The sequence below is a fragment of the Micromonospora sp. H33 genome (assembly GCF_052068455.1).
In the GTDB taxonomy this organism is placed as follows: domain Bacteria; phylum Actinomycetota; class Actinomycetes; order Mycobacteriales; family Micromonosporaceae; genus Micromonospora.
The window spans coordinates 260,535-280,535 of record NZ_JBQHDE010000003.1 but is presented as its reverse complement, the minus strand read 5'-3'; the positions used below and the strand labels follow the sequence as shown (position 1 = coordinate 280,535).

20 protein-coding genes are annotated in these 20,001 nt (G+C 73.0%); 7 read left to right on the top strand and 13 right to left on the bottom strand.

Features of this window, described 5'->3' with window-relative positions; translation table 11 throughout:
- Window positions 1–79: 79 nt before the first annotated feature.
- Both ACTMS0_RS10485 and ACTMS0_RS10480 read left to right on the top strand, forming a co-directional pair.
- Window positions 80–718: a TetR/AcrR family transcriptional regulator gene (locus ACTMS0_RS10485; RefSeq protein WP_441154954.1), complete on the top strand. Its 639-nt coding sequence runs from the start codon at window positions 80–82 to the stop codon at window positions 716–718.
- Between the two features lie 64 nt (window positions 719–782).
- Window positions 783–1,010, top strand: a complete 228-nt coding sequence (locus ACTMS0_RS10480) for a DUF3107 domain-containing protein (protein WP_441154953.1) — start codon at window positions 783–785, stop codon at window positions 1,008–1,010.
- An 81-nt stretch (window positions 1,011–1,091) separates the two neighbouring features.
- Here ACTMS0_RS10480 and ACTMS0_RS10475 read toward each other — a convergent pair whose 3' ends face one another.
- Entirely contained in the window at window positions 1,092–1,730 is a 639-nt protein-coding gene (locus ACTMS0_RS10475; RefSeq protein ID WP_441154952.1) for a ferritin-like fold-containing protein, read from the bottom strand.
- Between the two features lie 373 nt (window positions 1,731–2,103).
- Between ACTMS0_RS10475 and ACTMS0_RS10470 the strand changes: the two genes are divergently transcribed.
- From ACTMS0_RS10470 to ACTMS0_RS10460, 3 genes are all read left to right on the top strand, one after another.
- Window positions 2,104–3,762, top strand: coding sequence for a DEAD/DEAH box helicase (locus ACTMS0_RS10470; RefSeq protein WP_441154951.1), 1,659 nt, complete (start codon window positions 2,104–2,106; stop codon window positions 3,760–3,762).
- Between the two features lie 84 nt (window positions 3,763–3,846).
- Window positions 3,847–5,037, top strand: coding sequence for a class I SAM-dependent methyltransferase (locus ACTMS0_RS10465; RefSeq protein WP_441154950.1), 1,191 nt, complete (start codon window positions 3,847–3,849; stop codon window positions 5,035–5,037).
- A gap of 119 nt (window positions 5,038–5,156) precedes the next feature.
- A complete protein-coding gene (locus tag ACTMS0_RS10460; protein WP_441154949.1) occupies window positions 5,157–5,573 on the top strand; it encodes a helix-turn-helix domain-containing protein in 417 nt (138 codons plus the stop codon).
- Window positions 5,574–5,619: 46 nt separating this feature from the next.
- On the opposite strand, the gene ACTMS0_RS10455 is transcribed toward ACTMS0_RS10460, so the two are convergent.
- The 3 genes from ACTMS0_RS10455 to ACTMS0_RS10445 all read right to left on the bottom strand — a co-directional run bounded on the left by ACTMS0_RS10455 (window position 5,620) and on the right by ACTMS0_RS10445 (window position 10,234).
- The gene (locus tag ACTMS0_RS10455; RefSeq protein WP_441154948.1) at window positions 5,620–6,573 is read right to left on the bottom strand and encodes a hypothetical protein; all 954 of its coding nucleotides are present in this window, start codon (window positions 6,571–6,573) and stop codon (window positions 5,620–5,622) included.
- A gap of 178 nt (window positions 6,574–6,751) precedes the next feature.
- Entirely contained in the window at window positions 6,752–8,890 is a 2,139-nt protein-coding gene (locus ACTMS0_RS10450; protein ID WP_441154947.1) for a DEAD/DEAH box helicase, read from the bottom strand.
- A 9-nt stretch (window positions 8,891–8,899) separates the two neighbouring features.
- Entirely contained in the window at window positions 8,900–10,234 is a 1,335-nt protein-coding gene (locus ACTMS0_RS10445) for an AfsR/SARP family transcriptional regulator (RefSeq protein ID WP_441154946.1), read from the bottom strand.
- A gap of 144 nt (window positions 10,235–10,378) precedes the next feature.
- Between ACTMS0_RS10445 and ACTMS0_RS10440 the strand changes: the two genes are divergently transcribed.
- Window positions 10,379–11,185 carry a hypothetical protein gene (locus ACTMS0_RS10440; RefSeq protein WP_441154945.1) on the top strand — a complete coding sequence of 269 codons (807 nt, stop codon included), beginning with the start codon at window positions 10,379–10,381 and terminating at the stop codon, window positions 11,183–11,185.
- A 58-nt stretch (window positions 11,186–11,243) separates the two neighbouring features.
- Here ACTMS0_RS10440 and ACTMS0_RS10435 read toward each other — a convergent pair whose 3' ends face one another.
- From ACTMS0_RS10435 to ACTMS0_RS10400, 8 genes are all read right to left on the bottom strand, one after another.
- A complete protein-coding gene (locus ACTMS0_RS10435) occupies window positions 11,244–11,990 on the bottom strand; it encodes an SDR family NAD(P)-dependent oxidoreductase (protein WP_441154944.1) in 747 nt (248 codons plus the stop codon).
- 118 nt (window positions 11,991–12,108) lie between these two features.
- Window positions 12,109–13,227, bottom strand: coding sequence for a branched-chain amino acid ABC transporter permease (locus ACTMS0_RS10430; protein ID WP_441154943.1), 1,119 nt, complete (start codon window positions 13,225–13,227; stop codon window positions 12,109–12,111).
- The gene (locus ACTMS0_RS10425; protein WP_441154942.1) at window positions 13,224–14,114 is read right to left on the bottom strand and encodes a branched-chain amino acid ABC transporter permease; all 891 of its coding nucleotides are present in this window, start codon (window positions 14,112–14,114) and stop codon (window positions 13,224–13,226) included. Before ACTMS0_RS10425 ends, ACTMS0_RS10430 begins: the two co-directional genes overlap by 4 nt.
- Window positions 14,114–14,842 (bottom strand): ABC transporter ATP-binding protein, encoded by a 729-nt coding sequence (locus ACTMS0_RS10420; RefSeq protein ID WP_441154941.1) that lies wholly within the window; start codon window positions 14,840–14,842, stop codon window positions 14,114–14,116. Before ACTMS0_RS10420 ends, ACTMS0_RS10425 begins: the two co-directional genes overlap by 1 nt.
- Complete coding sequence (locus ACTMS0_RS10415; protein ID WP_441154940.1) at window positions 14,839–15,582, bottom strand: ABC transporter ATP-binding protein; 744 nt, start codon at window positions 15,580–15,582, stop codon at window positions 14,839–14,841. The genes ACTMS0_RS10420 and ACTMS0_RS10415 overlap by 4 nt, the downstream gene beginning before the upstream one ends.
- A 5-nt stretch (window positions 15,583–15,587) precedes the next feature.
- A complete protein-coding gene (locus tag ACTMS0_RS10410; RefSeq protein ID WP_441154939.1) occupies window positions 15,588–16,793 on the bottom strand; it encodes a substrate-binding domain-containing protein in 1,206 nt (401 codons plus the stop codon).
- A 569-nt stretch (window positions 16,794–17,362) separates the two neighbouring features.
- Window positions 17,363–17,614, bottom strand: coding sequence for a hypothetical protein (locus ACTMS0_RS10405; protein ID WP_441154938.1), 252 nt, complete (start codon window positions 17,612–17,614; stop codon window positions 17,363–17,365).
- Window positions 17,611–17,817: a DivIVA domain-containing protein gene (locus tag ACTMS0_RS10400; RefSeq protein WP_441154937.1), complete on the bottom strand. Its 207-nt coding sequence runs from the start codon at window positions 17,815–17,817 to the stop codon at window positions 17,611–17,613. The genes ACTMS0_RS10405 and ACTMS0_RS10400 overlap by 4 nt, the downstream gene beginning before the upstream one ends.
- A 382-nt stretch (window positions 17,818–18,199) precedes the next feature.
- Between ACTMS0_RS10400 and ACTMS0_RS10395 the strand changes: the two genes are divergently transcribed.
- Entirely contained in the window at window positions 18,200–18,430 is a 231-nt protein-coding gene (locus tag ACTMS0_RS10395) for a GntR family transcriptional regulator (protein WP_441154936.1), read from the top strand.
- Window positions 18,431–18,887: 457 nt separating this feature from the next.
- On the opposite strand, the gene ACTMS0_RS10390 is transcribed toward ACTMS0_RS10395, so the two are convergent.
- Complete coding sequence (locus ACTMS0_RS10390) at window positions 18,888–19,775, bottom strand: LGFP repeat-containing protein (protein WP_441154935.1); 888 nt, start codon at window positions 19,773–19,775, stop codon at window positions 18,888–18,890.
- Window positions 19,776–20,001: the final 226 nt, after the last annotated feature.

Here is a 20,001-nt window from a genome sequence, read left to right as displayed (position 1 = left end):
GCCAATTCCGCGACGGGCGAACAGCCCCGACCGGTTCGGGTGAAAAATGCCGGCTCGTACGAAGAACTCGGAGGTTCCCATGACCGCTGTGGGGAACGGTGCACACACCGCCGGCCGGCCCACCCGCCTACCCCGTTCCGCCCGCCGCAAGCAGTTGCTCGCCGCGGCCCAGGAGGTGTTCGTCGCGCAGGGCTACCACTCGGCCGCGATGGACGACATCGCCGAGCGGGCGGGAGTCTCCAAGCCGGTGCTGTACCAGCACTTCCCCGGCAAGATGGAGCTCTACCTGGCGCTGCTCGACACGCACTGCGACGCCATCGTGGCGAAGGTGCAGGACGCGATGCGCGGCACCACCGACAACAAGGAGCGGGTCGGCGCCTCGGTCCGCGCGTACTTCGACTTCGTCGACCACGAGAGCGAGGCGTTCCGCCTCGTCTTCGAGTCGGACCTGCGCAACGACCCGGCCGTGCGCCAGCGGGTCGAGCGGGTCGAGCAGGGCTGCATCGCGGCCATCACCGACACGATCATCTCGGACACCGGCGTGAGTCGGGCGCACGCGGAGCTGCTCGCGTCCGGGCTGGTCGGTGCGGCCGAGACCGCCGCGCAGTTCTGGCTGGCCAGTGGCCGGCAGGTGGCCAAGGCGGAGGCCGAGGCCCTGGTCGCCGCGCTCTCCTGGCGTGGCATCGCGAGCTTCCCGCTGCAAGGTGAGTCAGCCTGACCGTCACCCACGTGATCGGATAGCCTTCGCACGGCGGCATTTTCGCCCCAGTTGAGGAGGCACTGTGGAGGTCAAGATCGGCGTGCAGTACGCGCCGCGCGAGCTGGTTCTGGAGAGCGCGCAGTCGCCGGCCGAGATCGAGCAGATCGTGACCGACGCCTTCGCCGGCAACGCCGGCACGCTCTCCCTCACCGACGAGAAGGGCCGGCGGGTCATCGTGCCGGTCGACAAGGTCGCCTACGTGGAGATCGCCGAGGCGTCCCCCCGGGCGGTCGGGTTCACCGTCCGCTGAGCCGCGGGCGCACCCGCTCCACACCGACCACACCGGCCCGACGCCGCGGCGCGTGCCCGCCACCTGCCGCGGCGTCCCCGGTCAGTTGTTCAGGCCGACGGCCGCCATCCGGGCGGTGTGCGCGGCGGTCAACCTGCGGAACAGGCCCTGCACGTCCACCTGCTCCCCCCGCGCGATGAGCGCCGTCAGGGCGCCGCGGTCGGCGGAGGCGACGCGGCCGGCCTGCGACAGCGCCTCGCCGACCAGCCGACGCGCCCACATGGACAGCCGGTTGGCCACCCGGGGGTCGGCCTCGATGGCCGCCCGGATCTCGGCGGCGGCGAAGTCCGCGTAGCGCGACTCGTGCAGCACCTCCAGCACGAGACCCCGGTCCGGCTCGTCCAGCGCTCCGGCGATCTCCCGGATGAAGTCGTCGCTGATGCCGTCCCCGACGTACGCCTTCGTCACGGCCTCGGCCCAGTCCTTCGGCTCGGTCGAGTCGTGGTACGCCTGCAACGGCTCCACGTAGACCGCCATCGCGTCGTCGGGCAGGACACCCAGGTCCCCGAGCCGGTCGGCGAGCCGCCGGTAGTTGCGGATCTCCGCCGCGGCCATCTCACCGAGCGCCGCGCGGCGGCGCAGATCGGGGGCGAGCCGGGCGTCGGCGGCCATCCGCTCGAAGGCGAGCAGCTCCCCGAAGGCCACCAGGCCGAGCAGATCGACGAGCGCGGAATCGGTCACGCCGGCATCGGTCGGGGCGGAATCGGTCGGCGTGGAATCGCTTGGGGCGGACACCAGCGCAGGGTACCGTCCGGCAACGAATCGCCGTTGATGTGAACGGGATCACACCTGTCCGTTTCGGCGTACGGCACTCCGACCAGAAGGCGTACGGCACCCCGACCAGGAATCAGAACGGGGTCGGACCTGTTCAGGTAGACTGGAGCAGTTGCCGTGGGCGCCGACCGACGTTCGATCTGGTCGCAGCCGTCCCACGGCGCGCGTGCGGCCCGGTCCCGCGCGGCAGATCCGCCGCCGACCGTGTGGCCCGCGCCATACCGTCCGCGCCCTGAGGACTCAACGGGGCGCACCCACGAGAGGGCACCCCCAAATCCATATGAGCGAGCTGACGCAAGATCTGATGGACGGCCACGAGCTGGCCCCCACCGCCCCGGTACGACCGGAGGCACCCACCTTCGCCGAGCTGGGCGCACGGCGGGAGACCGTCGAGGCGCTGACCGCGGCCGGCATCACCCGCGCCTTCGCCATCCAGGAGTACGCGCTGCCGATCGCGCTGCGCGGCACCGACCTGATCGGCCAGGCACCCACCGGCACCGGCAAGACGCTCGGTTTCGGCATCCCGCTGCTGGAGCGAGTCTTCGCCCCGTCCGAGGGCGGCGACGGCCAGCCCCAGGCGCTCGTCGTCGTCCCCACCCGTGAGCTGGGCATCCAGGTCGCCAAGGACCTCCAGGCCGCGGGCAGCACCCGGGGCGTCCGCGTCCTGCCGATCTACGGCGGTATCGCGTACGAGCCGCAGATCGAGGCGCTCCGCAAGGGCGTCGAGATCCTGGTCGGCACCCCCGGCCGGCTGCTCGACCTGGCCAAGCAGAAGCACCTGCGCCTCGACCGGGTCCACGCGCTCGTCCTCGACGAGGCCGACCGCATGCTCGACCTGGGCTTCCTCGACGACGTCGAGAAGATCCTGGCGATGCTTCCGGAGGACCGGCAGACGATGCTCTTCTCGGCCACCATGCCGGACCCGATCGTCGCGCTGTCGCGGCGCTTCCTGCGCCGTCCGGTGACGATCCACGCCGGGCACACCGCCGAGACCGGCCCGTCGCCGCAGACCCAGCAGCTGGCGTACCGCACCCACTCGATGAACAAGGTCGAGATCGTGGCGCGGATCCTCCAGGCCGAGGGGCGCGGGCTCACCATGATCTTCACCCGGACGAAGCGGGCCGCCGACCGGGTCGCGGAGGACCTGGACTTCCGCGGCTTCGCCGTGGCCGCCGTGCATGGCGACCTCGGGCAGGGCGCCCGCGAGCGGGCGCTGCGGGCGTTCCGCGCCGGCAAGATCGACACCCTGGTCGCCACCGACGTCGCCGCACGCGGCATCGACGTCTCGGGCGTCACCCACGTCATCAACTACGACTGCCCTGAGGACCAGGACACCTACACCCACCGGATCGGTCGCACCGGCCGGGCCGGGGCGACCGGCGTCGCGGTGACCTTCGTCGACTGGGACGACATGCCCCGCTGGCGGATCATCGACAAGACGCTCGGCCTGGACATGGCGGAGCCGCCGGAGACGTACCACACGTCCCCGCACATCTACACCGACCTGGGCATCTCCACCGAGATCACCGGCACCCTGCCGACCGCCGAGCGCACCCGCGCCGGGCTCTCCGCCGAGGTCGAGGAGGACCTCGGCGGCCGGTCCCGCCGGGGCGACGGCCGGGGCTCGCGGCGCGGCGAGAGCCGGGGTCGGGAGCCCCGGCGCGGCCGGGGCGGGGAGGCGGCCGCCGCGTCGACCACGGACGCGCCGACCGACGCCGCCGACGACGCCGAGGAGCACGGCCCGCGTCGCCGCCGGCGCCGCCGGGCCGGCGAGGTGGTCGCGGGCGAGCCGACCGCGGTGATCTCCGCCGAGGGCGGCACCGAGCCGGCGGCAGCCGTCGCCGAGGGCTCGGCGTCGCCGAAGCCGCGCCGCCGCCGGCGCCGTCGTGGTGGCGGTGGTTCCGGCCCGGGTACGCCGGCCGAGGCGACCGCCGACTGACACGCGCACGTCCCGACGTCCCCCGCCTCCTTCCCGGAGCGGGGGACGTCGCACGCTCAGGACGACCACGGGGAGGATCGAGCCATGCCGGAGCCACTGGACGCCGCGCTCGCCGAGGTGCGGGCGCTGCTGCTCGACCCCGCGCTGACCCGGGCGGTGGCCGCCGGCCGGCGGCGCGGGCAACACCCCTCGGTGGTCCGGGCGGAACTACGGCCGGTCACCCTCAAGGCCGGCCCCCGCCTCCAGATCGCCACCTCCGACGGCAGCCGGCCCTACACCCGCAACGTGGCACCGGGCGCCGAGGCGGACGCGGCGGTGGACGCGCTGCTGGCCGAGCCGTTCGGCAACTGGCACGTGGAGACCGGGCGGACGACCCTGCAACTGCGGGTCACGAAGTCCGGCGAGGCGCAGGTACACCGCGCGGCGACGGCTCGCCCGACGACAGCCGAGCCGGCCGGCCACGACCGGGCGAAGGACTACCTGCTGGACCCGGGTGACCCCATCTTCGCCGAGATCGGCGGATCGGCGGCGAAGCGGCGTCAGGTGGACGCCTTCCTGCGGGCGCTCGCCGCGACGGTGCCCGACGACCTGGCCGGCCCGCTGCGGGTGGCGGACCTGGGCTGCGGGAACGCGTACCTGACGTTCGCCGCGTACCGGTGGCTCGCCCAGCGGGGGCTCGACGTGCACCTGGTCGGCGTGGACGTCCGTGAGGACCAGCGGCAGCGCAACACCGAGCTGGCACAGCGGCTGGGCTGGGCGGACCGGGTGCGTTTCGTCGCCGGCACGATCGCCGACGCGGTGGTCGAGCCCGCTCCCGACCTGGTGCTGGCGCTGCACGCCTGCGACACGGCCACCGACGAGGCGCTCGCCAGGGCCGTGCGGTGGCGGGCCCGCTGGGTGCTCGCGGCGCCGTGCTGCCACCACGACGTCGCGGCGCAGCTGCGCCCCCGGCCGGCGCCGCCGCCGTACGACCTGCTGATCCGGCAGGGCATTCTCCGTGAGCGCTTCGCGGACGTCCTCACCGACGCGCTGCGGGCGGGGCTGCTGCGGCTGCACGGCTACCGGGCCGAGGTGGTCGAGTTCGTCGACTCGCGGCACACCCCGCGGAACCTGCTGATCCGGGCCCGCCGCACCGGCGCGGCGCCGACCGGGGCGCAGCGGGCGGAGTACGGGGCGCTCGTCGACCAGTGGGGCGTCACGCCGAGGCTGGCGACCCTGCTCGGTGAGCCGGCCGCGCGGGGCGACAGCACCGACGGGTCGCGTTTCTGCTGCTGACGACGGCAAAGTCCCGCCAACGGGACGGTCTGGTCGATCAGTCAATTGCGTCCGCCGTGAGCCGTACTACCCTCGACTCACGCACCGTCGGTGCCGGTCGGGAGGGAAGACCCGCTGGGATGGCTTCGGTAGAGGTATCGCCGCAGGCGGCGTTCGCGCGGTTCGTGCGGCGCGCTATCGACGACGCCCGGGAGGAGCGCGGGTGGACCGTCACCGACCTGGCGTCTCACACGGGTGTCGGTCGCTCGACGGTCTTCCGCTGGCTCGCCGGTGACTGGCAGGACTACCCCGAGCTGGCCAAGGTGCGCGGGTTCTGCGCCGCGCTCGACCTGCCCGTCGCAGCCGCGTTCCGCGCGCTCGGCCTGCCGGACGCCGGCCCCACGCCCCGCCGCCGCAGCGACGACGGGCCGGTCGACGCGGACGTCCGGGTGATCCTCCAGCGGCTCGCCGACCCGACCGTGCCGGCCGAGGAGAAGCACCACATCCGGGACCTGCTGCGTTACCTGGCCCGCCGCCCGATCCGCCGGGTCGGCTGACGAACGGGCGGAGGCGCGTCCGGGTGTGGGCGTGCGCCGCCGGCGGTCAGGGCGCGTCGAGCGTGAACTCCGCGGTCCGCACCGCCCCGGCGACCTGAAAGTCCAGGTAGAGGCGGTACCGGCCGGAGCCGGGCACCGTCACCCAGAACCGCACCGCCCCGTCGACCAGGGCCGGCTCGGGGTGGACGTGGAGGTATCCGAGGTCTCCCTCGCGGAGCGCGACCAGGTGCCCGTACGCGCCGAGGTACCGCTCCAGCGCCACCGGGCGACCACCCTCGCCGGTGATCCGGAAGGTCAGCGGCACCGACACGCCGGCCTGCGGGCTCCCCTGGTAGTCGACGGTGAACCCACCGACGGTGGTCGAGGTGGTGGCCGCCGGCAGCGGGCGCGGGTCGTAGTCCCCGGCCGCGACCAGGTCCGTCCCCAGGGTCACCGCCGTCCGCCGGCCGTCGTCGGCGAGGGCGGTGAAGTCGGCGTACGCGCGCCAGCTGCCCGGCTGCGGCAGCGTCAGCGGCACCGACCAGGTGCCGTCGGCCGCCATCGTGGGGTGCAGGTGCTGGTAGCCGGTAAGGTCGCGGCGCACGACGATGAGGTGCAGCGGCTTGTCGTGCACCACGGCGAAGCGGGTCACCGGGCGGCGCTGCGCGTCGCGGATCTGGAACCGCAGCTCGCCGGGACGACCGGCGGCGAAGTCCACGGCCGACGGGGCGATGGTGTAGCCGGCGGCGCTGACCGACAGCCCGGTGACCTCCGCCGCCAGGCCCTGGTCGGCACCGTGCTGGTGCGCCCCGGTCCCGGGTGCGTGGGTGTGGTCGGCCAGTGCGCTGTCGTAGCCGACCGCCGTGGTCGGGTCGCCGCCGCCGGTCCGGCCGAGGCCGAACCCGAGCAGGACGGCGAGGATCAACCCGCCGACGACCAGCGCCAGCCGCAGAGTGCTCCGGTCCGGCACGGCGGAGACACGGTCAGCGCGCACGGCGTCGGGCGGCGGCTGATCGGTCATACCGCCCACGCTACCGCCGGCGCCGCGCGCTGCCGGCCGGTGCCCGCCGGGCGTGGCGACCGTCGCAATCCGCCGGGCCCGGGAACTTCTCCGGCCCCTCGGACGACGGTACGGGCAGGTCAGAGCGCATCCGGCGGTCAGCCCGCGACGGCCGTGCCAGCGGGAGCACGTCCGGCGGTCAGCCCGCGACGGCCAGGGCCAGCGGAAGCACGTCCGGTGCCCCGGCGCGACGCAGTTCGCGGGCCACCATGGTCAGCGTCCAACCCGAGTCGACCAGGTCGTCGACGAGCAGCACCGGCCCGTCCAGTCCGGCGAGGGCACCGGCCAGGTCCGGCGGCACGGTGACCGCGCCGTGCAGGGCGCGTACCCGCTGGGCGCTGTTGCCGCGCGGGCCGCCCGGCGCGGTCACGGAGACGGTGCCGAGCAGCGGCAGCCGGCCCACCGTGGCGATCCGCCCGGCGAGCGAGCCGACCAGCCGGGGCCGGCGGCGGGAACCGACCGCGACCACCCCCACCGGCCGGCTCGGCCAGGGATCGTCGCCGTGCGCCCACGCCTTCAGCACCTCGACCACGGCGGCGGCCACGTCGCTCGGAACCTCGCCGTCCGCCGCGTCCGGTCCGACCAGCTCGCGTAGCCGGCCACCCCAGCCGAGGTCGGACAGTCGCCCGACCGCCCGGCCGGGCAGCGCCTGCTCCGCGGGGGCGATGCGGCCCTTGAGGGGTACGCCGACCGCCTCCAGCCCGGTCGGCCAGAGCTTCTTCGGCGGGACCTCGACGCCGGGGCGGCCAAGGAAAGCCTGCGCGGCGCCGAGCGCGGCCGCGGAGACGTCGACGGAGAAGACGGGGTCCGCGCAACGGTCGCACCGGCCGCAGTCCGCCGCCCCGGCGTCGTCCAGGCACTCCCGGAGGTAGCGCAGGCGGCAGCCGGGCGTGGTCGCGTACTCCCGCATCGCCTGTTGCTCGGCGGTGCGCGCGGCGGCGACGCGCCGCAACCGGGCCTCGTCGTAGACCCACGGCTCGCCGGTGGCGAGCCACCCGCCGCGCACCCGGCGGACCGCGCCGTCGACGTCCAGGACCTTGAGCATCAGCTCCAGCCGGGCCCGACGCAGGTCGACGACCGGCTCCAGGGCCTGGGTGGAGAGCGGCCGGTCGGTGGACAGGGCGGCGAGCACGGCCCGCACCTGCTCCTCGGGCGGGAAGGCGAGCGAGGCGAAGTACCGCCAGATGGCCGCGTCCTCGGTGCCAGGCAGCAGCAGCACCTCGGCGTGCGCGACGGCGCGGCCGGCACGGCCGACCTGCTGGTAGTACGCGATGGGCGACGGTGGTGCGCCGAGGTGCACCACGAAGCCGAGGTCCGGCTTGTCGAAGCCCATTCCCAGCGCGCTGGTGGCGACCAACGCCTTGATCTTGTTGTCGAGCAGGTCCTGCTCGGCGGCGCGGCGGTCCGCGTCCTCGGCCTGCCCGGTGTACGAGGCCACCGCGTAGCCCCGGGAACGCAGGAACTCGGCGGTCTCCCCCGCCGCCGCGACGGTCAGCGTGTAGACGATGCCGGAGCCGGGCAGTTCGTCGAGGTGGTCGGCGAGCCAGGCCAGCCGGTGCGCCGGGCCGGGGAGGTCGACCACGCCGAGCCGCAGCGACTCCCGGTCCAGGCTGCCGCGCAGCACGAGGGCCTGGGGCGTCGACCCAGGCCCCAACGCGGCGCCGAGCTGCTCGGCCACGTCCTGGGTGACCCGCGCGTTGGCGGTGGCCGTCGTGGCGAGCACCGGCGTGTCCGACGGCAGGTTGCCGAGGAACGTCCGCAGCCGGCGGTAGTCCGGGCGGAAGTCGTGCCCCCAGTCGGAGACGCAGTGCGCCTCGTCCACCACGAGCAGCCCGGTGGTGGCGGCCAGCTTCGGGAGCACCGTGTCCCGGAAGTCGGGGTTGTTCAGCCGTTCCGGGCTGATCAGCAGGACGTCCACCGTCCCCGCGTGGATCTCGGCGGTGATCTCGTCCCACTCGTCCAGGTTCGCCGAGTTGATCGTCCGGGCGCGGATGCCGGCCCGGGCGGCCGACTCGACCTGGTTGCGCATCAGCGCCAGCAGCGGCGACACGATCACCGTGGGCCCGTGGTCACCGGTCTCCCGCAGCAGGGCGGTGGCCACGAAGTAGACGGCGGACTTGCCCCATCCGGTGCGCTGCACGCAGAGCACCCGCCGCCGGTCGACCACCAGCGCCTCGATCGCCCGCCACTGGTCCTCGCGGAGCCGCGCGTGCTCTCCGGCCAACTGGCGCAGCACCGCCTCGGCCCGCTCGCGTACCGCCGTCCGCTCCTGGCTCATCCGGCATTTCTACCAGCGTCCGGGCGTACCGCCCGGCTGGAGTTCGGTGCCGGCCCGCCGCGAGCCGCCGGCGAGCAGCGCGCGGACGCCCCGGTCGAGCAGGACGACGTGCAGCGCGCCGACCAGCCAGCACACCGCCACCGCGCCGATGAAGTAGAGGAACTGGCTGTCCGGCAGTTCCACGTCGGGATCCGGATCCACCTGGGCGGCCACCACGATCAACCCGACGACGAGGGCCAGGTATCCGGCGGCGGCCACCGCCAGTCGCCAACTGCGGCGCCAGGCCGCATACCCGAGCATCACCAGCCAGGTGAGCCCGCCGAAGGAGAGCAGAACGGTCAGCGTGCCGACGACCGTGGCGAGGACACCGAGCCAGCGGGGGGCCCGCCGGAGCGGTGCGGCGGGGCGGGGCTGCCAGGCAGCGGCGACCGCGATCGGCCGGGGGGTGGCGACGGCGGGCCAGTGGGCGGCCGGCAGAGCGGGCGCCACCGGCGCCGGGGCGGCATACCCGGTGCGGGCGAGCGCATGGGTTGCGGCCGGCGGCTCGGTCACGGCCGGCGGCGGCGCGGCGCGCAGCAGTTCGGGATCGGCGCGCAGGATGCGGCGGTGCAGCTCGCGCAGCTCCTCGCCCGGCTCGATGCCGTACTCGTCGCGCAGCAACGCGTCCAGGTCGCGGTACGCCGCGAGGGCCTCCGCCTGCCGGCCGCTGCGGTACAGGGCCACCATCAGGTGCCGCCGCAGCCGCTCCCGGACGGGGAACTCCACCGCCAGCTCCACCAGCGGGCCCACCAGCTCCCGGTGCCGGCCCTGGTCCAGCTCGAGCTCGGCCCGGTTCTCCAGGGCGGTCGCCCGCAGGTCGACGTACCGCTGCCGCACCGAGTCGAAGAACGGCCCGGCGAAACCCGTGAACGGCTCGCCCCGCCACAGGTCCAACGCCGCGCCCAGCTCGGTCAGCGCCTCCGCCGCCCGGCCCGCCTCCCGGTGCCGCTCCGCCCGGCGTACGGCCCGCTCGAAGCGGATCGCGTCGACGGCCTCCGGGTCCACGTGCAGCAGGTAGCCGGCGTCGGTCAGCGCGAGCACCTGTCCGGGCGTCCGTGACGACCGCTCCGGTTCCAGGATCCGGCGCAGCCCGGCGACGTGCTTCTGCACCACGTTCGGGCCGTTCGCCGGTGGATCGTCCGGCCAGACGGCGTCCACGAGCTGCGCGGTCGGGACCGGCCGGCCGGCGGCGAGCAGCAGCACGGCCAGCACGGCGCGTCGCTTGCTCGGACCGAGGTCGAGCTCGCGGTCGGCGTACCAGGCCCGCTGGGGCCCGAGAAGCGCGAAGCGCAACGCCCCTGACATGCGACTTTTCCGCTCCTGACACCCGGCCGCGCGCCTGGCGGCGGCGTGCGGCAGTCGGACGGCAGCATAGCGGCAGTGGCCCGGCAGCGAACTCGTGCCAGTATCGGCCCTGGCAACAGCCCCGTACGAGAAAGAGATCATCTGATGACGCAGCGAACCGGCACCGCCGCACTGGCCCGCCGGGCCGTCACCGGCGCGACCGCCATGCTGGCCGCCACGGCCCTGCTGACCGGGTGCACCGGCAAGGACGGGGGTTCGGCGTCGCCGTCCCCGTCGCCCGACCCGAAGGCCGACCTGCTGGCCGCCGTGCCGGACGAGAAGGACCCGGCGTTCCTCTTCAGCGGCACCGACGCGAACGGCACCGTCACCGGGTCCGTGGACCCGGCCAGCAAGGGCATGGAGCTGAACGTCACCGAGAAGGACGCCGAGGCGGGCTTCACGATGAAGATGTCCTTCCGCTTCGTGGATCAGCAGTCCTGGGTGAAGGTGGACTTCGGCGGCGCGGAGGAGCTGCACACCCTGCTCAAGCTGCCGAAGAACTGGATGGAGCTGGACAAGGCGAAGCTCACCGACTCGGAGGCCGTACCCGGCTACGAGGGCGCGGACCCGGGCAACGCCGGCCCGATCATCGCCGCCGCCACCGCCGTCGAGAAGCAGGCCGACGGGACGTACACGGGAACGGCCGACCTGACCGGTCAGGAGGCGGTCGAAGCCCTGGACGGCATCGACGTCGCCGCGCTCGGTGACGCCGCCAAGACCGTGCCGTTCACCGCGGTGGTCGGGCCGGACGGCAACCTCGCCTCGCTGACCCTCGACATCCCGGCCGCCGGCAAGCAGAAGGCGCTGAAGTACGTCGTGAAGTACCACGACTTCGGCAAGGCGCCGGCGATCACCGCGCCCGAGGGCGCGAAGGCGGCGCCGGCGTCGGCGTACGAGATGTTCAACGGCTGACCCACGGCGTACGGGGGGCCGCGGCCACACGGGGAGTCGCGGCCCCTCGTCCGTCCGCCTACCGGCCGAGAACGGACCCGCCGTTGACGCCGAGGACCTGTCCGGTGATGTAGCCGGCGGCGGGGCCGGCCAGGTAGCGCACCGCCTCGGCGATGTCGTCGGGGGTACCGGCCCGGCCGACCAGGGTGGCCGCCACCCGCTTGGCGTGCCCCCCCGGGGTCATCCGGTCGCCGAAGAACTCGGTGTCGGCGACGTATCCGGGGCTCACCACGTTGACCGTGATCTGATCCGGGCCGAGCTGCGCGGCCAGGTCGTACGCCCAGCCGTGCAGCGCCGCCTTCGCCGCCGAGTACGGCCCGCCGCCGCCCCGCTGCGCGGCGATCGAGCTGACCAGGATCACCCGGCCGCCGGGGCGACGCAGGGCCGGCCGGAGCGCCTCGGTGAGCAGGACGGCGGTGAGCACGTTGGCCTCGAGGTTCGCCCGCCAGTGCGCGGCGACCCCGGCCAGGTTGCCGGTGTCGCCGCCGAGGTATCCCCCGGCGTTGTTGACGACCGCGTCCACCCCCCGGTCACCGACCGCCTCGACCACCTCGGACACCTGCTCCGGATCGGTCAGGTCGGCGACCACGGGCCGGACGGCACGGGGCCGCCCGATGTCCCAGGAGATCCGTTCGGCGGTGTCCGTGAGCACGTCCTTCCGCCGCCCCACGACCAACACGTCGAACCCGTCGACGGCCAGCACCCGGGCAACGGCGGCCCCGATCCCGGTCCCGCCCCCGCTGACCACCACAAGCCGCTCAGCCATACGCCGTCCTCCCACACGCCGAAACCCGCCGATCATGACGTTATCGCTCCGGCACACGACGTGTCGCGGCCAAACGGACGTCATGATCGGCGGGCTGGTGCCCGCTCCGGTGTTCGGGTCAGCGGTTCGGGCGGAGGGACCGGCGGAGAAGGGCCAGGCGGGGGGCCAGGCTGGCCAGTCCGCCAGGGAAGAAGTACACGGCCAGGATGAACACCGTGCCCAGCACGAACAGCGGCTGGGACAGGGGCCGGCTGAGGAACGCCGGGAGGGCGTCCACCGCCTCGCTGGTGCCGAAGGCGACCAGCCGGTGGTCCAGGTACATGTAGAGGATGCCGCCGAGCACCGGCCCCCACCGGGTGCCCGGCCCGCCGAGCACCACCATGACCAGCAGCGACAGGGTCAGCTCGCTGGAGGTGATGTGCGGGGAGGCGCCGCCGACGATCAGGCAGTAGACCACGCCACCGGCCGCCGCGAGCCCGCCGGCCAGGGTGAACGCCACCAGCTTGAAACGGTACGGGTCGAGCCCGAGCACACCGATCCGGCGCTCGTCGTCGCGCAGGCCGGCGAGCACCCGCCCGGTCGGCGAGCCGCTCACCCGGTGCACCACGAACACGACGACCACCAGGTACGCCAGCGCGAGCCAGTACAGGTTGACCGTGTTCGTCACCCCGACCAGCGCCCCCGGCACCCCGGAGACGTCCAGCGGCAGGCCCTCCTCGCCCCCGGTCAGCCCGCCGAAGTCGCGGGCCACCAGGATCGCGCCGACCTGGGCGAAGGCCAGCGTGACCATGGCGAACGCGATCCCGACGGTCCGCAGCGCCACCGCGCCGATCAGCGCGGCGAGGATCGTGCCGCCGGTGATGGTGAACAGCGCGGCCTGCCACAGCGGCAGCCCCGCCTTGGTGATCAGGATGTCGGTGCCGTACACGCCGGCGGCGAAGTAGAGGGCGTGCCCGAAGGAGAGCATCCCGGTCCGCCCGAACAGCAGGTCGTACCCGGCGGCGAGCCCGCCGAAGACCAGGCAGACGGCGAGCAGTTGCAGCGTGCCCGGCTCGTTCAGCGCGCCCTCGAAGATCCCCGGCAGGTGCAGCGTCGAGTACGGCAGCGTCAGTGCCACGGCCAGCGCGACCAGCGGCAGGAACGGGCGCACCCGACCCCAGCGGCCGCCGGTGGGCGTCAGCTCGGACGGCACCGCCGCCGGGGGCGCCGGCACCTCGGGACTCTTGACCTCGGTCATGCCGTTGCCACCTTTCCGGCGATGCCCTGCGGGCGCAGCAGCAGCACCACGGCGAGCAGCCCGACCACGCAGATGTCGCCCAGTCCGGAGGTGCCGTAGTAGTTGACGAACTGTTGCAGCAGCCCCACCGCGACAGCCGCGTACGCGGACCCGACGACCGAGCCCATGCCGCCGATGACCACCACGATGAACGCGAAGATCAGCAGCGAGCCGCCCTGCCCGGGCGAGACCGTGCCGAAGTAGACGCTGCCGAGCGCCCCGGCCAGCGCGGCGGCCGCCCCGCCGATCGCGAAGACCAGCGTGAACGCCTTGCGGACGTCGATGCCGAGCGCGGTGACCATCTCCCGGTTCTCCACCCCGGCCCGGATCACCAGGCCGTAGCGGGTCCAGCGGAGGAAGGCCAGGATCGCGCCGAGCACCAGCACCGCCGCGATGATCAGCAGCAGGCCGCCGTTGGGGACGTTGGCGCCGAGCACGTTGGTGACCTGCCGGGTCCACTCGGGGCGGGGGAAGGTGCGCGCGTCGGCGCCCCACGTCGCCTGGAGCAGCGCCACGCCGGCCAGCGAGAGACCGACGGTGACCAGGACCTGCTCGATGGTGCGCGAGTACAGCGGCCGGATCAGGACCAGCTCGACCAGGACCGCCACCAGCGTGCCGGCGAGCACGCCGAAGGCGACCGCCACGACGAACCCGAACCCGTCCCCGCCGGCACCGGGCAGGTTGCCGGCTGCCCACCACGTCGCGTACGCCCCGACGCCGAGGAACAGCCCGTGCGCGAAGTTGAGCACGTCGGCCAGGCCGAACACCAGGGACAGGCCGGAGGCGACCAGGAAGTAGAGCGCCGCCAGGCCGAGCCCGGTCAGCGTCAACAGGATGATCGTGTCCACTAGTGATGCACCTCCGCGGAGCCGACCCCGAGCAGGGACTTCGTCAGGCCGGTCTCCATCAGCAGTTCCTGCGCGTCACCCGTCCAGGCCACCTTGCCGGCGGCGAGCACCACCGCGTCCCGGGCCAGCCGCCGCACCACGGCCAGGTTCTGCTCCACCAGCAGCACCGGCACCGACTCGGCGACCCGTTCCAGCACCTCGGCCACCTCGGTCACCACCTTCGGCGCGAGGCCCTTGGTCGGCTCGTCGATCAGCAGCAGCCGGTTGTCGTTGAGCAGCACACGGCCGATCGCCAGCATCTGCTGCTGCCCGCCGGAGAGCGAGCCGGCCCGCTGCCGGCCCCGCCGGTCCAGCTCCGGGAAGAGCGCGTACACCCGGTCGTACGCCGGGCTCGTGCCCCGCCGCTCGGCGAGCCGCAGGTTCTCGGCGACCGTGAGGCCGGCGAAGACGCAGCGGTCCTCCGGCACGTAGCCGAGCCCACCGCGGACCAGCCGGTGGGTGGGCCGGGCCAGGAGGCTCTGCGCGCCCATCCGGACCGTGCCGCGCACCTCGCCCGCCCTCGGGGTGAGCCCGACGATGGCGCGGAGCGTGGTGGTCTTGCCGACGCCGTTGCGCCCGAGCAGCACGGTGACGCCGGTCGGGGCGACCGTGAAGGACACTCCCTGGAGAATGTGCAGCCCGGAGATCCGGACCGACAGGTTCTCCACACTGAGCACGGGTTCGGTCATAGCGACTCCCCCAGGTACGCCTCTTGCACCGTCGGGTTGGCCATGACCGTCTCCGGGGTGTCGCAGGCCAGCAGCGCGCCGTGGTGCATCACGGCGATCCGGTCGGCCAGCTCCAGGATCACGTCCATGTGGTGCTCGACCATCAGCACCGACCGGTCGCTGTCGCCGGTGAGCGAGCGGATCACCTGCACCAGCTCCGGCACGTCCTCGGCGCTGACGCCAGCCATCGGCTCGTCGAGCAGCATCACCCGGGGTTCCCCGGCGAGCAGCAGGGCGATCTCCAGCTTGCGCTTCTCGCCGTGGGCGAGGGTGCCGGCGAGCGCCGTACCCCGGTGTGCGAGGCCGACGCGCTCCAACGCCGCGTCGGCGGCGGCGGCGACCTCCCGGTCGGCCGCCGCCCGCCGCCACAGCTTCATCGAGCCCCCGCGGTACGCCTGCACGGCGAGCCGGACGTTCTCCCGCACGCTGAGCGAGCCGAAGACCGAGGACGCCTGGAAGGTACGGCCGAGCCCGAGGCGGGCCCGCCGGTGCGGCGGGAGGGCGCTGATGTCCTGCCCGTCGAGGGTGATCCGACCTTCCGTGGCCCGGCGCAGGCCGGTGATCAGGTTGAACAGTGAGGTCTTGCCGGCGCCGTTGGGCCCGATGACGCCGAGGAACTCCCCGGGCGCCAGGTCGAGGTAGACGCTGTCGACGATGGCGACCTCACCGATCCGCCAGGTCAGACCGCGGGTGGCGAGCATTTCTGTCAGCCCTTCATAGCCACGACCGGCGGCGCGGTCTCGTCACCGGTGAGGCTCTTCTGCGCGCTGGCGGTGAACGCCTGGCCGCTGCCCGAGAGCTTCGCCTGGAACATCGGCTGGAGCAGGGCGTGGTCCTCCTTGCGGATGGTCATCTGTCCCTTGACGCCCTCGAAGCTCCATCCCTCCAGGGCGGTGACCATCTTCTCGACGTCGTCGCCGCCCTCGGAGATGGCGCGGACGACCATCTGCGCGGCGTGGAAGCCGTCCGGGTGGAACAGGTCGAGCGTGCCGTCGGTGATCTTCGCCTTGGCGGCCTTGGTGGCCTCGTTGTCGGTGGCCCCGTCGAAGTAGTGCGACAGGAAGGAGATCTTGCTGCCGGCGGCGCCGAAGGTGGGCCACGAGGCGCGGATGTCCAGACCGGTGACGACCGTGGTGGAGGTGAGCACGCCCTGCTGGTCGAGGGACTGCCACATCGCCGGGGCGGTGGTGCCGGCCCAGGCGACGAAGAGCAGGTCGGGCTTGGCGGCCTTGATCTGGCTGGCGAACGGCGTGAACTCGGTCGCGCTGGCCGGGGCCCGTACGCTGCTGACGGTCGCACCGGCGCCGCCGATGACGTTCTTGACGGCCGCCTCGTTCGCGTCACCGAAGGCACCGTCCTGCGCGAAGACGACCACCTTCTTGCCGGCCGGGTCGCCGATGAACGACTTGGCGGTGACCACGTCCTGGTACGACTGCCGGCCGGACCGGAACGTGTACTTGTTCGCGCCGGTCACACCGTCGGTGGCGGCGGGCCCGGAGATGAACAGCACCTTGTTCTGGGCGGCGATCGGGGCCACCTGGAGGGCCACGCCGGACGCGGTCGACCCGGCGATGATCTTGTGTCCCTTGCCGATCAGGTCCTTCGCCGCGGAGACCGCCTTCGCCGGGTCGCCCGCGTCGTCGACCTCGGTCAGCTCGATGGCCCGGTCACCGACCTTGTTGGTGCCCTTGGTCGCGTAGTCGAGGCCGGCCTTGAACCCCTCGATGTACTGCTTTCCGTAGCTGGCCAGCGCACCCGACTGGGAGTACACCAGGCCAACCTTCACCGGCGCGGCGTTGTCGCCGCCACCGGAGGCGGTTTCCTGCGGGCTGCCACAGGCCGTGGCGGCCAGCGCCGCCGCCATCATCGTGGCGGCGGAGAGGAACACCCGCCGCGTCGTCCGGACCGTCATTGCGACTCCACGTGAGGACTCGGAGGAAGGGGAATCATTTGTCGGCTCACGCTAGAAGTGACGTCACCCACGGGCTATGTGGCCGAAACACACAAGTAACAGGGGATGGGTGGCCGTCGGTGACAGCGCCACCGGCCCGGCAGTGACGGCCCACCGGGGCGATAGCCGCCACCGCCACGGAGCCGGCCGGCCCTGTGTCGCCCCCCGCCACCACGACCGGACAACACCGCCCTGCCCGTCCGGCAGGCGCCGCCACCCGACCGGCCGACCCACCGGGCGGAGGCGGCCACGCGACCGCCGCACGGGCGACGGCGTCCCCGTCGACCGTGCCGGGTTCGCGTTTCCTATTCATGGCGCGCCGGAGCATTCGCGGGTGCGGGCACTGTCGAGCTGCCCCATCTGTGCGACCACCGCTAGCTGTGGAGCTGACGTCGTGGGTGGATCAGCCAGGATCGTGCCGCATCCCGGCCGTGGGTGGTGTCGGGCACGTCATCCGCCGCAGGCTCGCCGCCCGGTCGCCGGAGCGTCGCCGCTGCCGGCCCAGGCCGGCCGGGCGGGCGGGCAGCGGGTCACCGCCGCGGCGGGACGCAGGGGCCGTCGTGGTCGGCCGGGCGCGCGCAGCGGCCGGCACCGTCGAGTCGGGCGTCGCAGAAGACCCGATGGCGTACGAACTGCGCGTCCTCCTCGGAGACCGTCGTCTCGTTCGGGTCGATGTCGGGCAGGAAGCCGAGCGAGCGGGTAATCGTCCGGGCGAAGCGCTTCGCGGCGGTCAGGTCGGCGGCGAGCACCGGCAGGTGCACCACGAAGCGGTCCCGGCTCACCGCCGCACCCCTGGCGCGAACCGGGCCTGCCAACTCCGCAGCGCCCGCTTGATCCGGGCGTTCTCCTCGGTGACGGTGACCAGGTCGCGCCGAGCGGCGGCCAGTTCACCGGCCACCCGGTGCAGGAACGCGTGCACCTCGGCCGGATCGAGCCCTCGGCGCACCGACCGGAACCGCCGGTCCCGCACCTGCCCCGCGGTCAACGGCCGGCACGACTCCGACCGGTACCACCCACCATTCGGCGACCGCCCCGGCCGCCTGGTTCTGTCCTTCCGGAACAGGTTGAGCACGTTACGCAAGCCGGACCTCCTCCTCGCTGCCACCTGGAGGGCGGCCCGGCCCGCCGATAGGGGACGCGGACCGGACCGCCGGCCCCGCGACCGCAGCCCTCATCGGCGGTACGACCCCGGAGCCCACTTTGGGGCCCGACCCCGAGGCTTGCCGAACCAACCGGAGCCGGACAAGGAGAAGCTACCCCAAATGCTTGTGTAGGTCGACCCCGCAGGGCGACGACGCGGCAACTTGTTGCAGTTACTGGTGTAGGCCCGGCATGATCGGAGACGCCGAACCAACCGGAGTCCTCCCATGCCCACAGCAGAAGCCCCATATCGCCGCATCGCCAACGACATCACCGCGAAGATCAAGAGCGGCGAACTCAAGCCCGGCGACAAGCTCCCATCCACACGAGAGCTGGCCGAGGCCTACGAGGTCCACATGAACACCGCCTCGCGCGCCCTGTCCCTCCTGCACGACCGGGAGCTGATCACCGGCCAACCGGGCCGGGGCACGTACGTCGCGGAGCAGCCCGGACGGTAACCCTTCCGCCGGACACCCGGGGCGAGGCTCCGGAGCCAGCGGCCGTCTCCGTGCCGGCGGCATCACGGTGTCCGACCGACCGTGACACCCCCATGCCGGCGGCACGGAGTCGATCAACGCGCCTCCCGGCATGATCACGGTCGATCCTGCGAGTAGTGGCATAGCGGACGCGTCGAGACCACTACTTCCCGGACCGAGCACGACCTTGACCCGATCCACCCACGACATCAGCTCCAACCGACCCGCGACGGCAGGTGCAACCAGCCGGTGCCCGCCCACTCGCCGGTACGGCGCGGGAACGTCGTTCTCGGATCCCGTTGCGGTCGCACAGATGGGGCAGCTCGACAGTGGATCGCGCGGTGCATGGAACCCCGTCCGGCCGCCGATCCCTTCAGGGGTGAGGCATCCGCGCGGCCTGGCGGGCCGGGCGGCGGCGTGCAAGGTCCCGTCACCCGGCTCAGCGCACCAGCACCTCCCGGCCGTTCCAGAACAATGCACCGCCCTGGAACCGCTGGAGACGCCCCCCTTCGTGGTCGACCTCATGCGAGACCGGATACCCGAGGTGGCTTTTCTCGAAGCCCATCTCCGCCCACTTGTGGCGAATCCCGCCGAAGACCTCATGGGCACCGGTCTCTCGCGTCCAGTAGATCGACGCGTCAACGGGCCCGCCCGGGGTGAACGCGCGGAAGTGATTGAACCGGCCGACTCCGTCTGGCGTGACCGTCTCATCCGTGACGGGATAACCGAACTTCTCCTTGCCGATCTGGATCCAGCGCTCCCCGATCAGGCCCCAGACCGCGAATGCCCCGATCTGAGGATGCCAGTAGACCATTCCGCCTTCGAAATTCTGGAAGCGACCGACCCCGTCGGCTACGGCGGCCTCACTCATGACGGGAAACTTGAGCAGACCGTTCGAATACCCCATCGACGCCCACTTCTCGAGGATGGCGCCGAAGACGGCGTGGCCCCTCGTATCCACCGGGCGTAGATCGTATTTCATGTGCGCGGTGTCGCCGGAGCCCGCGATACAGGTCAGGTGGAACGCGAGCCGGTTGTCGCCATCGACACGCGCGTTGCATTCCACGTCGCCGACGAACGGATGGTTCCAACCGATTCGCACGGTCGTGTTGGAGTCGCCAAGGCGGTAGGTGACCGAACCGTTCGTTCCGGTAGCGAAGGAGCCGCCCTTGCTCTGCGAGCCGAAGATGTCGACCGTCTCAGCTGGCACCTCGGCACTCGGCGGCTCCGCGAACCCGCCGTGATCGTGGGTGTGGGACTGCACGCGCAGCACGTGCCCCGTTCGATTCGTGAACTCGATCAGACACGATCGGGAGCCGTGGAGCATGCCCGCCACCCTCTTTATCGCCTCACCGATCCCCGCAGTCGCAGCTGCGGTAGCCAGTACGACTGGTACACCCATCACCGTCCCCTTCTCGCTTGTCCATGCCCGCTCGAGCCTCGGCGGGTTACCCCGGGAGACCGGAGCTACACGGCTGCAATGCTCAGCCAGCAGAGATAGGGCGACATCCATAGGGCCAGGTCAGGGGATCACGCCGAGACACTCTCTGCCC

What these genes read in the sequence shown, in the direction of transcription:
- ACTMS0_RS10485 (WP_441154954.1), top strand. Translation starts at nt 80, where the DNA reads ATGACCGCTGTGGGGAACGGTGCACACACCGCCGGCCGGCCCACCCGC.
- ACTMS0_RS10470 (WP_441154951.1), top strand. Translation starts at nt 2,104, where the DNA reads ATGAGCGAGCTGACGCAAGATCTGATGGACGGCCACGAGCTGGCCCCC.
- ACTMS0_RS10465 (WP_441154950.1), top strand. Translation starts at nt 3,847, where the DNA reads ATGCCGGAGCCACTGGACGCCGCGCTCGCCGAGGTGCGGGCGCTGCTG.
- ACTMS0_RS10460 (WP_441154949.1), top strand. Translation starts at nt 5,157, where the DNA reads ATGGCTTCGGTAGAGGTATCGCCGCAGGCGGCGTTCGCGCGGTTCGTG.
- ACTMS0_RS10455 (WP_441154948.1), bottom strand. Translation starts at nt 6,573, where the DNA reads ATGACCGATCAGCCGCCGCCCGACGCCGTGCGCGCTGACCGTGTCTCC.
- ACTMS0_RS10450 (WP_441154947.1), bottom strand. Translation starts at nt 8,890, where the DNA reads ATGAGCCAGGAGCGGACGGCGGTACGCGAGCGGGCCGAGGCGGTGCTG.
- ACTMS0_RS10445 (WP_441154946.1), bottom strand. Translation starts at nt 10,234, where the DNA reads ATGTCAGGGGCGTTGCGCTTCGCGCTTCTCGGGCCCCAGCGGGCCTGG.
- ACTMS0_RS10440 (WP_441154945.1), top strand. Translation starts at nt 10,379, where the DNA reads ATGACGCAGCGAACCGGCACCGCCGCACTGGCCCGCCGGGCCGTCACC.
- ACTMS0_RS10435 (WP_441154944.1), bottom strand. Translation starts at nt 11,990, where the DNA reads ATGGCTGAGCGGCTTGTGGTGGTCAGCGGGGGCGGGACCGGGATCGGG.
- ACTMS0_RS10430 (WP_441154943.1), bottom strand. Translation starts at nt 13,227, where the DNA reads ATGACCGAGGTCAAGAGTCCCGAGGTGCCGGCGCCCCCGGCGGCGGTG.
- ACTMS0_RS10420 (WP_441154941.1), bottom strand. Translation starts at nt 14,842, where the DNA reads ATGACCGAACCCGTGCTCAGTGTGGAGAACCTGTCGGTCCGGATCTCC.
- ACTMS0_RS10415 (WP_441154940.1), bottom strand. Translation starts at nt 15,582, where the DNA reads ATGCTCGCCACCCGCGGTCTGACCTGGCGGATCGGTGAGGTCGCCATC.
- ACTMS0_RS10410 (WP_441154939.1), bottom strand. Translation starts at nt 16,793, where the DNA reads ATGACGGTCCGGACGACGCGGCGGGTGTTCCTCTCCGCCGCCACGATG.
- ACTMS0_RS10395 (WP_441154936.1), top strand. Translation starts at nt 18,200, where the DNA reads ATGCCCACAGCAGAAGCCCCATATCGCCGCATCGCCAACGACATCACC.
- ACTMS0_RS10390 (WP_441154935.1), bottom strand. Translation starts at nt 19,775, where the DNA reads ATGCTCCACGGCTCCCGATCGTGTCTGATCGAGTTCACGAATCGAACG.